This window comes from Umezawaea beigongshangensis (assembly GCF_016464305.1).
Lineage (GTDB): Bacteria > Actinomycetota > Actinomycetes > Mycobacteriales > Pseudonocardiaceae > Umezawaea_A > Umezawaea_A beigongshangensis.
In genome coordinates, this window is the sequence record NZ_JAEIOJ010000009.1 from 15993 (window position 1) to 28286 (window position 12294).

Genomic DNA, 12294 nt, shown 5'->3' on the forward strand with positions numbered 1-12294 from the left:
GATCAGGGTGCGACCTGCTGGCGGCGGTCGACCGAGTGGTACGAGGCCGGAGTCTGGCAGCAACTGCATGAACTGCCGCTCGCGCAACTGCGCGCCGTCGGGTTACCGGACCTGTCCGGGGCCCCGGTCGACTCCCCCACCTGCATGCGCTCCACAGGGGGACCACACGGGGCCGAGCCCGGTCGACCGGCGCAAGCTCGGTCCCAAGCACCACCTGATCACCGACGTCACCGGCATTCTGTTGGCCGTCACGCTCACCGGCGGGCATCGCAACGGCGTCACCCAGCTGATCCCCGCTGATCGACGCCATCCCGCCGATCCGCGGCGCGGTCGGCACATCACGCCGTCGGCCGAGGCGGCTCTGCGCCCGCCGTGCCCTCCACTCGATGCCGTTGTCGACCACGTTCAGAATCGCGTCCACGATCACCCGACGGCAGTGCTTCTCCCACCGTCCGCCCCGAACGGCCGGGCACGCCGGGTCGGGCAACAGCGGGTCCAGCTCGGCCCACTGGGCGTCGGTGACGTCGGTGGGATACCGCCTCGACCGTCGAACCGGGTGGTGGGAGGCGGACAGGCGGCAGCACGGGGCGCCTGCGGTGGACCCGACCCGTCCGCGGGCATCGGGCACGACAACAACGGAACTCCTGGCAGAACGGCGCTTCGACAACGTCCGATCTACCAGGAGTTCCTTCGTCTGCACACCAAAGGCCCCCGCCTGCTCAAGCCCGGAAACGGGCACTGATGCGCGGGCTGAAAGAATTCCTGCCCGATTCCGGTAGCGGTCACAAAGTGGCCTGAGTGTGAACTACCTTGGTTGACCGGCACAAAGGTGGGGAGTGAAAGCCGTGACGATCTTGGTAACCGGTGCGACGGGGCTGGTCGGGCGGCACGTCGTCGACCAGCTCCTGCGGGCGCGCGAGTCGGTGCGGGTGCTCACCCGCAACCCCGCGAATGCCCGATTTCCCGACGGCGTCGAGGTCTTCACGGGCGACCTTCTCGAGCCCGGATCGCTCGTGTCCGCGTTCGAGGGCGTGGAGAAGCTGTTCCTGTTTCCGCAGCCGGAGACTGCGGTCGAGGTGGTCGACCTGGCCAAGCAGGCAGGTGTGCGGCGCGTCGTCGTGCTCTCCGCCGCGGCCGTGACGCTCGGCTTCGACACCGACTACCACGTCCGCGTCGAGCGCGCGGTCGAGGAGTCCGGGCTCGAGTGGACGCACGTGCGACCCGGCGAGTTCATGACGAACATGCTGCCGATCTGGGGCCGGATGATCAAAGAGTCTCGGACGGTGCGTTACCCGTTCGGCGACGACCCCGGCAACGCCTCGATCCACGAGGCGGACATCGCGGACGTCGCCGTGGTGGCGCTGCTGGAGGACGGGCACGTCGGCAAGGCGTACACGCTCAGCGGTCCCGAGCAGCTCTCCGTGCGCGGGCAGGTCGAGGCCATCGCCGGCGCGCTCAGCGAGGAGGTGCGTTACGAGGAGGTTTCCCGTGAGGAGGCACGCGACATCCTCACGGCGATGGGGGGCTTCGCCGCCGAGAGCGCCGACCTGCTGCTCGGATTCGTCGACTACGACGGCGGTGGGGGCGGCAGCGGCGACGGCTACTCCGACCAGGACTACTCGGAGCTGATGAAGCCGCTGCCCGGCTACGGGGAGGCCACCGGCAAGGCCGGCCGCACCTATGCGCAGTGGGCGCGCGATCACGTGGAAGCCTTCCGCTGACCTCCGACCCTCCTGCCGAGCCCACCGGCCGGCCGGTCGGCTTGTTGCGGCACGGGGAGTGCGTCAGCGCGCAGGACCGCACGCTGACCGCTCGCCTCGGCTCGCCGCGTTGGCGCCGCGGAGCAACAGTTCCGCGGTGCCGCACAGGAAGTGGATCATCGGACACCGCCGCTGCGTCCGCGACCAAGAACGCCTGCCCCGCCATCACGAAGCCATGGTCCGCTGGTCCGTGATCCGAATCGCCACCCGTCGACTCACCCAACCCTCGTAGCTCGGAAACAGCTACTGAGATCCGTGGTCATGCCGTGCAGCTCGGTGGACACGGTGTTCCGGGTCTGCGCGTGCGCCCGGACCACGTCCTGCTTGCCGGTCAGCTCGTCGAGCACCTCCCGCAGCGGCTCGAAGTACTCCATCGCCCAGCCCAGCGCGTTGGCCAGCAGCGCTCAACACTGTCGATGCGTGCCCACGGCTGGCTTGCCGTCACCGAATTCCTTGGCGCAAAGGGGGAATCGGTGTCGGCGAGTCGGACAAGATCGGATTCACGCCACCGGAGATCCGGCGGCTGCTCACCAGAACCGGTCCCGCACGTCGCCGACGCCGCCGACCGCGTCCGGGCCTGGTCCTGCTGCCGTTGCAGTGCTGGGGCGTTCCTGGCGGAGCGCTACGACCTCCTGCCTGTTCCGATCCGGCACACGCTGCCGGACCTGCTGCGAAGCGAACCGGTGCGAGCCCTGTTCCAGGAGTTGCGTGAGGACGCGAATGCCACCAGGGACGCGCAGGCGAAGATCCTCGGGCGCCGAGCCGGCCGAAGGTCGGGCTGCCGTGCGCGACGTTCTCACCGCGACGTGCCGGACACCGCCTGGGCTCGCTGACCGTCCGCCTCCGTCGCCGGCCGACGTCCGCGGACCCTGCGGACCAGACCGAGGAGGACCGAACGCAGCGCCTCGGCCCGACGGCTGGACGGGACGAACATCTGCTGCTTGAGCCGCGCGGTGCGCTGGTGCTTGGTGATGAACGGACGCAGCCCGGCCTCCCAGGCGTCCAGAGCGGCCGTGAGGTCGTCGGGGTGCTCCAGCAGGGCCGCGCTCAGTGCGGCGCCGCCGCGAAGCGAGGACGTGGCACCCATGCCCGAGTAGAGGTTCATGCACCACGCCGCGTCCCCCACCAGCACGACCCGCCCCTTGCTCCACCGCGGCATCCGCACCTGGTGCACCGAGTCGAACAGGTGCTCGGAGGTCTTTTCCAAGGAGTCCAGGACGTGCCGCACCACGGGATCGTCCATTCCGGAGAAGACCGAGCGCAGCCGCTGGACCCGCGACCCGCTGAACTGCTCCTGGATGTCCGCCGTCCGGTACGTCAGCAGCGCGGTGGGCGCGTGGTCGGCGAGCCCGAACACCCACACCGCCCGCTTCGCACGCGTGATGATGATGCTGTCGCTCGCCTCGTAGGAGGGCACCTGCTCCTTCAGCTGGAAGGCGCAGATCATCGCGTTCCACGTGGTCAGGTAGTCCTCGTCCGGACCGAACACCATCCGGCGAACGCCCGAGCGCATCCCGTCCGCGCCGACGACCACGTCGAAGCTCTCGCGGTACTGCGCACCGGTGCCGGCCTTCTCGAGCAGGACCTGCACTTCGGCAGGACCCTCGGTGATCGCGACCGGAGTGGTCCCGAACCGCACCTCGACGCCGGTGATGCCCTGCCACAACGCGGCCTCGACGTCGCCGCGCAGCACCGCTGCCGGCTCCCCGGGCTGATCCAGGAATCCCAGAGCCGGCCTGCGCCTGCCCCGGCGATCCACCGACCACGAGTTCCCGCCCGATCGCCGTTGCGGGTTGCGGGTGTGCAGGTGGTCGGCGATGCCCAGGTCGACCGCGGCCTGCCGGCCCTCCGGGAACAGCCCGACGAAGTAGCCTCCGGTGCGCCGCTCGGGCGCCCGTTCGACGATCACCGGCGTCCACCCGGCCCGGCGCAGCCCGATCGCCGCGGACATCCCCGCGATCCCGAGCCCGACCACCAACGCCCTCTTCCTCACGGCCGTCACCGCGCCGTCCCGGACGGGGCAGCAGCCGTCACCGCGGTGAACTCCGCTGCCAGCCGGCGGTGGACGACCCTGCGGATCAGATCGAGAACGCCCGAAACCAGCACCTCGACCGGGCGGCTGGACGGGACGAACCGCTGTTGCTTGACCCGTGCGGAGCGCCGCTGGCGGGTGATGTAGGGACGCAGGCCGGTCTCCCAGGCGTCCAGAGCGGCGACGAGGTCGCCGGGGTGCTCCCGCAGGGCCACGCCCAGTGCGGCGCCGCCGCGCAGCGAGGACGAGGAGCCCATGGCCGAGTAGGTGTTCATGCACCAGGCCGCGTCCCCCACCAGCACGACCCGGCCCTTGCTCCACCGGGGCATCTTCACCTGGTGGATCGAGTCGAACACGTGGTCGGGGGCCCGCTCCAGGGAGTCCAGGACGTGGCGCACCACGGGGTCGTCGTCCATCCCGGAGAAGGCCGCGCGCACCTGCTCGATCGACGGCCCGGCGAACCGGTCCGGGACGTCCTCGGTGCGGTAGGTCAGCCATGCGCAGGGCGCGTGGTCGGCGAGTCCGAACACCCACATCGCACGTCTTGGGCGCGAGACGATGATGCTGTCGCTCGCCTCGTAGGAGGGCACCTGCTCCTTCAGCTGGAACGCGCAGATCATCGCCTTCCAGTTCGCCAGGTAGTCCTCGTCCGGACCGAACACCATCCGGCGCACGCTCGAGCGCATCCCGTCCGCGCCGACCACGAGATCGAAGTCCTCGCGGTACTGCTTCCCGGTGCCGGCGTCCTCGAGCAGGACCCGCACCCCGCCGGCGCCTTCGGTGATCTCGACCGGAGCGGTCGCGAACCGCACCTCGACCGCGTCCTCGGTCCCGTCGCCGGTGATGCCCTGCCACAACGCGGCCTCGACGTCGCCGCGCAGCACCGCTGCCAGCCCGCTGGGCGCGTCCAGCAAGCCCAGAACCGGCTTCCGCCTGCCTCGGCGATCCACCGACCACGAGTTCCCGCCCGGTCGCCATTGCGGGTTGCGGGTGTGCAGGTGGTCGGTGATCCCCAGGTCGGCCGCGGCCTGCACACCCTCCGGGAACATGAAGATGAAGTAGCCCCCCGTCCGACGCCCGGCTGCTCGTTCGACGATCACCGGCGTCCACCCCGCCCGGCGCAGCCCGATGGCCGCGGACATCCCCGCGATCCCGAGCCCCACCACCAGTGCCCTCTTCTGCATGACTCTTCCCCTCCACGACGACGATCGATCGGTGGACAGCTCAATCCGGCACGACGACGGCCCGGCTGCGCCCGGTGTGCGCCCACGCCTCACCGATCCGGCTCAGCGGGAACGCGGTGTAGGGCACCCGCAGCGACCCGTCGGCGAAGCGGGCCATGACCTCGGGCGCCTCGGCGAGCATCTCCTCCGGGGACACCGATCCGACGCCGCTCCCGGTGATCCGTATCCGCCGACTGCGCAGCAGGTCCGCAGGCAGCGACGCCTCCAGACCCGCGAGCGAGCCGATCTGCGCGTAGGCGGTGTCCGCTTCGGTGTCCTCGCCGCTCCGCCCCAGCACGGCGAATGCGGCCTCGGCGACAGGTCCCCACAGGTAGTCCAGCACGAGACCGGGCTGCGCCTCGGCAACAGCATCGGCCAGAGCCCTCTCCAGGCCGTCGGGCCCGTCCTGGGCCAGCGACACCGTCGTCGCCCCGGCACCACGCAGCCGCTCCAGCGCCTCCGGATCACGCCCGGCGGCGATGACCCGCTCCGCCCCGAGAGCCAGCGCGCCCTGCACCGCCAGGCTTCCCGACGTCCCGGTCGCGCCCAGCACCAGCACGGTGCCCAGGGCCCCCACCTCCTTGCGCCGCGCGGCGAGCACCACCCAGCCAGACAGGCCGGGGTTCATGCCCGCGGCGATCGCGAGCGGATCCGCCCCCGCCGGAACCTCCGCCTGGAACGGAGCGACCAGCCGCTCGGCCATCGTCCCGAAGGGCGGACGCGCGTATCCGGTGTAGACCAGGCGCCCGTCACCGGTGCGTGCGACCGCGTCGATGCCCGGCACCAGCGGATACGTCATCTGGCCGCGGCCGTAGTGCTGGCCGGAGGCAAGTCCGCGGACGACGTTGTGCAGGCCGGCTCCGACGAGGTGCAGTGGCTCGTGACCGGGCGGGACCGTCGGCTCGGGGAAGTCGGCGCACGCGGGTGACACATCGGGGGCGGTGACGACCGCAGCACGCATCAGGTTCTCCTTAACTAAGTTAAACGACGTGGCCAGTGTGTCTGAACACCGTTAAGGTGTCAACCATGACCAAGGGCATCACCCGGGAGCGGATCGTCACTGCGGCGCTCGAACTCCTCGACGACAAGGGCATGGACGGCCTCACCGTCCGCGCGCTCGCCTCTCGGCTGGACGTCCGCGCCCCCGCCCTGTACTGGCACGTGCGCAACAAGCAGGAGCTGCTCGACGAGATGGCCACCGAGGTCATGCGCCGCGTGGCCGGCGCCTTCGCAGCGATCCCGCCCGGCGTCGGCTGGCACGACGACCTCACCTTCTTCGCCCGCGTCCTGCGCTCGGAGTACCTGCTGCACCGCGACGGGGCCCGCATCTTCAGCGGCACCCGGATCACCGACCCGGACGTGGTCCGCATGAAGGAGCCGTTGTTCGAACGCTGGACCGCGGTCGGCTGGAAGCCCGACGACGCCGACGACGCCGTCGACCTGGTCACCGCCTTCGTCGTCGGCTTCGTCATCGAGGAACAGGAACGACGCCAGTCCGCCGAGACCGATCCGACGCGCTACTCCACCACGCAGCGCGACGCCTGGCTGGGTGAAGGCGCGTCACTGGTCAAGGAGGCCGGGCACCTCCACGACGACGGCGACCAGCGGTTCGAACGGCACCTCGGCATGGTCCTCGACGGGATCGCCGCCCGGCTGGACGCGTGACTCATCCGCGCCTGCGCACCAGCACCGTCGCGAGCACCGCGGCCACGACGAGCGCCGCGCCACCCATCAGGATGTAGAGCTGCACCCCGGCCAGGGAGTTCGCGGCGACCTCCGCGACGAGCGTGTCGGTGGCCGTCGCGTTGAGCACCATCACGCCGACGACGTTGAGCACGACCGACCCGACGGAGAGCACGACCGCCACCAGGCTGCCGATCGCACCGTGGTGCTCGGGCGGGGTCATGACGGTCGCGAGGTTGAAACTGGAGGCGATGCCCGCGCCGGCAGCCACGCCGAGCACGGTGGCGCAGACGAGCCCGACCGGGAGCACCGAGATGCCCGCGAGCATCCCGAACGTGGCCAGCACGCCCACCGCGATCCCGGCGAGCAGCGTGCGCGCCGGACCGATCCGGGACGCGAGGACACCGGACACCGAACCACCGATCATGATCCCGACCGCGGACAGCACGAACAACGCGAGCACCACGTCGCCACCGCCGAGGCCGTAGCCGAGGCCGAGCTCGGGCGGGACTTCCGCGACGAGGCTCATCAGCTGCAACATGCTCTGCACCGCGCCGGCCGTGAGCGCCACCGCTGCCAGCGTCGACGCCAGCGACCCGCTGTGCCCACGCAGGTCGACGATCGGTTCGGGGACCCGCAGCACGTGCCTCACCCCGGCGACCAGCGCGATGACGCCGCCGACCAGCGCGGCCAGCAGACCCGGGTTCGCCCAGCCCAGCTCCGGGGCCGTGCTGACGCTACCGAGCACCGCGATCAGACCGGAACCGAGCAGCAGCGCCCCGGCGACGTCGACCGACCCGCCGGAGCGGATCGGCGGTTCCGGGACGAACAGCCGCACGGTGACCGCGCAGACCGTCGCGAGAGCGGTGGCGACGACGAAGACGCTCCGGTAGCCGAACGCGTCGATCGCCGGGTTCAGCAGGAACATCAAGGGGATTCCCAGTACCGACGCGCCTGTGGTCACGACCCCGACGGCGGTCATCCCGACCCGTGGGGTGCAGAGCTGGCGGGTGATCGCCACCGTGAGCAGCACCGCCCCCATGGTCGCGCCCTGCAGGAACCGCCCGAGCACGAAGACGACGACGTTCGGCGCGATCAGGCAGACCAGCGACCCCGCCAGCGTGACGAGCATGGTGACGACGAGGATCCGGCGCTTGCCGTGGATGTCGGCGGTGCGCCCGAGCAACGGCGCCCACATCGCGCCCGCCAGCATCGCGCTCGAACTGAGCCACGCGGCCTGGTCGGTCTGGAAGTGCCGCATCATGTCCGGCAACGCCAGCAGCGGGGCGACGATGACCACGTCAGCCAACAGGTTCGCCCCGACGAGGATCATCAACCAGCCGACCAGTCGACCGCTCCACCTGTCTTCCGCGACACCCGACGGGCGCGCTACCGACGTGCCTTGCACCATGAGTTCTCTCCAGGTAGCGGCAGCCGGGAACGCCCGACCGCCTCGAGGGTTTCCTTCTCCGGTTCCGGGAAGCGCTCGGTCTGCAGCGCCACTGCCCCACGCCCGTGACGGGGCGGCGGACGCGCACGCGGGCGACGCCTCGGCGCACGTGGGAGTACACGTCCTCGAACGCGTCCGGGGTCGCGTCGAGATCATGTGCCGCTGCCGCCTCCCGGCGATCCGCGCCCATCCGCACACGGATCGCCGGATCGTCGAGCAGGGAGGTGAGCGCCGTGGCGAGCCCGGTCACGTCTCCGGGCCGGTACAGCAGGCCGGGGTGCACGAGGTGCGGGAGCGCGACGGCGCCGGCGGCCACCACGGGCCGCCCGACTGCCATCGCCTCCAGCGTCACCAGGCTCTGCGACTCGGCGATGCCCGGCATGCAGAACACCGCGCGGCCCGAGAGCCCCGTGCGGGCGCCGAGCAGCTCGACCGCCCGGGGCGTGGGCGCGGTGACCACATCGGCAGCCCCGTGGACGCGGGCGAGATCCCGCCGGGCCCACGGCGAGACCCGATCGACGAGCACGCCCAGCGCCGGGGGGGGTGCTGCAGCGTGTTCTCCGGCATGGGGTGGTCGGTGGCCACGGTCGGGTACCCGACGCCGAAGGCAACCGCGAGCAGATCGCATCCGACCTGGAAGGGCGACTGCACGTGCACGGCATCCGGGCGCACCGCCCGCAGCACCTGCTGCGCCCCGGCGACGGCCGGGCCGGGCAGGCAGGCGCGGAATCAGTCCTGACCGGGAACGCGGTAGGAGCGGCGAGGCCTGCGGCAAGTCGTGCGGCGCCGTCGATGTCGGGTGGGCAGGTGTCGGCGCCGATCAGGACGCGCAGCGGACGGGGCACGGTCGTTCCGTGGACACGGACACTCCTGGATGGTCGGGGAGAGGTACCCCACCACGATCTCGATCCTGGGTGAATCGCGATCACGATGCGGTTCGGAATCCGGTGAGAGGCGCTGCGGTCAGTACGCCGTGGGTGTTCCGCCGGGCGCCGGGCCCCGGACGAGGAACGCCCCGACGATCGTGAACGACGACAGAGTGGCCGCTACCAGGAACGCCGCGTGCACGCCGCCCGCCGTCTGCTCCACGATCGGCACGCCTTCGGCGGTGAGCGCCGCCGAGCGCACCGACAGCACACTGACCAGCAGCGCCACCCCGGCAGCCCCGGCCAGCTGCTGGGCGGTGCTGAAGATCGCGCTGCCGTAGGAGTACGACTCCGGCGGCACCGCCCCCAGGCCCGCGGCGAACAGCGGCGTGAACACGAACGCCAGTCCGACCGACAGCAGCAGGTGGAACCCGACCCCCTGCAACAGCGAGCTCCCGGCGGTGAACAGGGTGGTCGACCACAGCGCCGCGCTGGTGGCGACCGTGCCGGGCACGAGCAGCGTCCGCGCGCCGAACCGGTCGTACAGCCGCCCGACCACCGACCCCAGCGCACCCATGAGCAGACCCCCCGGCAGGAGCAGCAGGCCCGTGGTGAGCGGCTCCAGCATCAGCACGCTCTGCAGGTAGATCGGCAGCAGGACGGACGTGCCCAGCAACGTGGCCGTCGTCAGCATCATCATCACGCTCGCGACCGTGAACGTCCGCGACCGGAACGCGCGCAGATCCAGCAGGGCGCGGTCGGTCCGCTGCAACACCAGCTGCCGGGCGACGAACGCGACCAGGCCCCCGACACCGACGGCGAATGCGGCCCACACCACGACCTGCGACGTGCCACCGGAGTGGCCCAGGCTGCTCAACCCGTGGACGAGGCCACCGAAGCCGAGCGCGGAGAGCACCACGGACACCACGTCGATCGGCGCCGCGGTGGTCTCCCCGACGTTCGTGATCCGCCGCAGCCCCAACCCCAGCACGGCGAGCGCGATCGGCAGCACCAGCCAGAACGTGTAGCGCCAGCCGAACAGGTCCAGCACGACGCCCGACACCGCGGGCCCGATCGCGGGTGCGACGGAGATGACGATCGCGATGTTGCCCATCAGGGCACCCAGGCGGGCCGGCGGCACGAGCGTCAACACCGTGGTCGTCAGCAGCGGCATCATGATCGCAGTGCCACCGGCCTGCACGATGCGGCCGGCGAGCAACACGCCGAAGCCGGGCGCGACCGCCGCGACCAGCGTGCCCGCGCTGAACAACACCACGGCCGCGGCGAACAGGGTGCGCGTGGGCACCCTCCGGATCAGGAACCCGGTGACCGGGACGACCACGGACATCGTGAGCAGGAAGCCCGTGGTGAGCCACTGCCCTGCGCTCGCCTCGACCCGCAGGTCGGTCATGAGCACCGGCAGTGCCACGCCCATGGTCGTCTCGTTGAGGAAGGCGACGAACGTGGAGACCAGCAGTACCCCGATCACGATGCGGTTGCGGGAACCGAGCTGCCCCGAGGCCCAGGGTCCGTCTTCGACTTCAGCCGTCGACCGGTGCGCGCCTGGCACGATGCCGCCCTCCGCACTCCTCGAACCGGTCCCGGTCAGTCCGGGACGACGACGGCGCGGGTCCGCCCCTGGTGCACCCATGCCTCGCCGGCGCGACTGAGCGGATGACGGCGTACGGCGCGTCGAAGGTCCCGTCGCCGAACCGGGCGATGATCTCGGGAACCTCGGCGATCGTGCGGACCTTCGAGACCGAGCCCGCACCGCTGCCGGTCAGCCGGATCCGGCTCCGCAGCAACGCGGTCGGCAGCGGCGCCGCGGTCCCGGGGAGCGAGCCGATCTGCACGTGGTCGATGGCCGCGTCGTCGTCCGTGCCGACCCCTCCCTGCGAGGCGAAGGCGGCCTCGGCAGCGGGGTTCGTGCCCACGGCGACCGGGCGAGACCCCTGTGGACCAGGTGCCCGTCCTCGGTCCGGGTTGCTGACTGCTGCTGCACGCACCAGAGACTCCTTAACGATGTTCAACTCGTCTGGCGCTCACCGTGCCTGAACTTTGTTAAGGTGTCAAGCGTGGCAAAGGACGCTCGGGGCGAGGACGCCGCGCCTCGGCCGGTCGCTCGGTCTGGGGGCGGTCGTGATCGCCTCCGCGGTTCAGGCGGTGCTGATCCCCCTCTGCGGGCTGCTCTCCGGCCACGTCGAGCGCAAACCCTCTCGGTCGCGGACGGCGAGCTGCTGGCCGGGGTCCGCGCCGCGGCCGGGCCCGGCGTGCCGGTGGTCGCAAGCGTGGACCTGCACGTCAACACGTCGGCTCGGATGTTCGACGCCGCCGACGCGCTGGTCTGCTACCGCACCCACCCGCACATCGACACGGCCGCGACGGGGGCGGCGGCCGCCGGCCTGCTCGCCCGGCTGCTCGACGGCGAACGGCTCCGGCTCGCGTGGCGCCGGGTGCCGTTCCTGACCCCGATAAACGCGGGATGCACGATCTGGGCCCGCCCGGTCTGTCCACGGCGGTCTGGAAATCCCTGAGCGGAGACCGCACCACGGTGTCGTTCACCGCCGAGTTCCCTGCGGCCGACATCCCGGACTGCGGACCGGTGGTGCGGGCGTACGGCACCGGCCCGGTCGAGGAGATCGCCGACACGCAGGACAACCCGGCGCCGGCGGCTCCGGCCGCACCACCGGGCTGCTCCGTGCGCTCCTCGCGGCCGACAGCGACGAGCCCGGCGCGCTCGGGCTCATCACCGATCCCGCGGCCGCCGCCACGTCCACCGGGGCGGGCGTCGGCGCCACGGTGGACCTGGCGATCGGCGGTGATCCCGCGGTGCCAGGGGACGAACCAGTGCGGGGCCGGTTCGTCGTCGAGGCGCTGTCGGACGGACGCCGTCGCTTCGACGGGCCGATGCTGCACGGCACCGAGGTCGACCTCGGTGCCGTGCAGCTGCCTGCGCTCCGGGTCCGTGCGGGTGGCGGTGACGACCGGGCGCTCCCGGGTGTTCGACCGCACCCTGTTCCGGGTGGTCGGCATCGTCGCGGAGGAACAGCGGCTCCTCGTCGTGAAGAGCTCGGTGCACTTCCGCGGGAATTTCGAGCCGATCGCCCGGAAGATCGTGGTCGCCCGCTCCCCCGGTCTCGTCGCGGCAGATCCCGCCGATCTCGAATGGCGTCGGCTGCCGGAATCAGTCCGCGTGCCCCCGGTGGCGGACAGCCGTGACGAGGCACCGAGCGTTGCCCAGTGCCGGCCTCGACGCGGTGGGACACCACGAGATCGTCCT

11 protein-coding genes and 4 pseudogenes are annotated in these 12294 nt (G+C 71.4%); 6 read left to right on the top strand and 9 right to left on the bottom strand.

The features are described 5' to 3' along the window. Nucleotides 1–6: 6 nt before the first annotated feature. Nucleotides 7–374 (top strand): annotated as a pseudogene (locus tag IMZ35_RS30805) (transposase family protein); the annotation flags it as partial. Between the two features lie 59 nt (nt 375–433). On the opposite strand, the pseudogene IMZ35_RS32285 reads toward IMZ35_RS30805, so the two are convergent. Continuing rightward, a pseudogene (locus tag IMZ35_RS32285) lies at nt 434–739 on the bottom strand (transposase); the annotation flags it as partial. A gap of 106 nt (nt 740–845) precedes the next feature. Here IMZ35_RS32285 and IMZ35_RS21430 point away from each other — a divergent pair. Next, nucleotides 846–1721, top strand: coding sequence for an SDR family oxidoreductase (locus tag IMZ35_RS21430; RefSeq protein ID WP_307868539.1), 876 nt, complete (start codon nt 846–848; stop codon nt 1719–1721). Between the two features lie 254 nt (nt 1722–1975). Here IMZ35_RS21430 and IMZ35_RS21435 read toward each other — a convergent pair whose 3' ends face one another. The 4 genes from IMZ35_RS21435 to IMZ35_RS21450 form a co-directional block, all read right to left on the bottom strand. Then, the gene (locus IMZ35_RS21435) at nt 1976–2134 is read right to left on the bottom strand and encodes a hypothetical protein (protein WP_199442955.1); all 159 of its coding nucleotides are present in this window, start codon (nt 2132–2134) and stop codon (nt 1976–1978) included. 422 nt (nt 2135–2556) lie between these two features. Further along, on the bottom strand, nt 2557–3753 hold the full coding sequence (locus IMZ35_RS21440) for an FAD-dependent monooxygenase (RefSeq protein ID WP_199442956.1): 1197 nt from the start codon (nt 3751–3753) through the stop codon (nt 2557–2559). A gap of 5 nt (nt 3754–3758) precedes the next feature. Then, a complete protein-coding gene (locus IMZ35_RS21445; protein ID WP_199442957.1) occupies nt 3759–4976 on the bottom strand; it encodes an FAD-dependent monooxygenase in 1218 nt (405 codons plus the stop codon). A gap of 40 nt (nt 4977–5016) precedes the next feature. After that, on the bottom strand, nt 5017–5976 hold the full coding sequence (locus IMZ35_RS21450; protein ID WP_199442958.1) for a quinone oxidoreductase family protein: 960 nt from the start codon (nt 5974–5976) through the stop codon (nt 5017–5019). A gap of 65 nt (nt 5977–6041) precedes the next feature. Here IMZ35_RS21450 and IMZ35_RS21455 point away from each other — a divergent pair, with 65 nt between their 5' ends. Next, nucleotides 6042–6680 (top strand): TetR/AcrR family transcriptional regulator C-terminal domain-containing protein, encoded by a 639-nt coding sequence (locus tag IMZ35_RS21455; protein ID WP_229372909.1) that lies wholly within the window; start codon nt 6042–6044, stop codon nt 6678–6680. A gap of 1 nt (nt 6681) precedes the next feature. On the opposite strand, the gene IMZ35_RS21460 is transcribed toward IMZ35_RS21455, so the two are convergent. From IMZ35_RS21460 to IMZ35_RS21475, 4 genes are all read right to left on the bottom strand, one after another. Beyond that, a complete protein-coding gene (locus tag IMZ35_RS21460) occupies nt 6682–7998 on the bottom strand; it encodes an MFS transporter (protein WP_307868614.1) in 1317 nt (438 codons plus the stop codon). Between the two features lies 1 nt (nt 7999). Further along, nucleotides 8000–8674 (bottom strand): glycosyltransferase, encoded by a 675-nt coding sequence (locus tag IMZ35_RS30815; protein ID WP_307868541.1) that lies wholly within the window; start codon nt 8672–8674, stop codon nt 8000–8002. Between the two features lie 437 nt (nt 8675–9111). Beyond that, entirely contained in the window at nt 9112–10503 is a 1392-nt protein-coding gene (locus IMZ35_RS21470) for a DHA2 family efflux MFS transporter permease subunit (protein WP_307868542.1), read from the bottom strand. Between the two features lie 52 nt (nt 10504–10555). Further along, a complete protein-coding gene (locus IMZ35_RS21475; protein WP_199443210.1) occupies nt 10556–10948 on the bottom strand; it encodes a hypothetical protein in 393 nt (130 codons plus the stop codon). A gap of 141 nt (nt 10949–11089) precedes the next feature. On the opposite strand from IMZ35_RS21475, the gene IMZ35_RS31830 reads away from it, so the two are divergent. The 3 genes and pseudogenes from IMZ35_RS31830 to IMZ35_RS31840 form a co-directional block, all read left to right on the top strand. Continuing rightward, a complete protein-coding gene (locus IMZ35_RS31830; RefSeq protein WP_199442962.1) occupies nt 11090–11548 on the top strand; it encodes a M81 family metallopeptidase in 459 nt (152 codons plus the stop codon). Nucleotides 11549–11705: 157 nt separating this feature from the next. Then, nucleotides 11706–11855 (top strand): annotated as a pseudogene (locus IMZ35_RS31835) (MlrC C-terminal domain-containing protein); the annotation flags it as partial. A gap of 94 nt (nt 11856–11949) precedes the next feature. Continuing rightward, nucleotides 11950–12129: pseudogene (locus IMZ35_RS31840) on the top strand (MlrC C-terminal domain-containing protein); the annotation flags it as partial. Between the last annotated feature and the right edge of the window lie 165 nt (nt 12130–12294).

Excerpts from the sequence above, each read along its gene's own strand:
- IMZ35_RS21435 (WP_199442955.1), bottom strand. The coding sequence starts at position 2,134 with ATGGAGTACTTCGAGCCGCTGCGGGAGGTGCTCGACGAGCTGACCGGC.
- IMZ35_RS21445 (WP_199442957.1), bottom strand. The coding sequence starts at position 4,976 with ATGCAGAAGAGGGCACTGGTGGTGGGGCTCGGGATCGCGGGGATGTCC.
- IMZ35_RS21450 (WP_199442958.1), bottom strand. The coding sequence starts at position 5,976 with ATGCGTGCTGCGGTCGTCACCGCCCCCGATGTGTCACCCGCGTGCGCC.
- IMZ35_RS21455 (WP_229372909.1), top strand. The coding sequence starts at position 6,042 with ATGACCAAGGGCATCACCCGGGAGCGGATCGTCACTGCGGCGCTCGAA.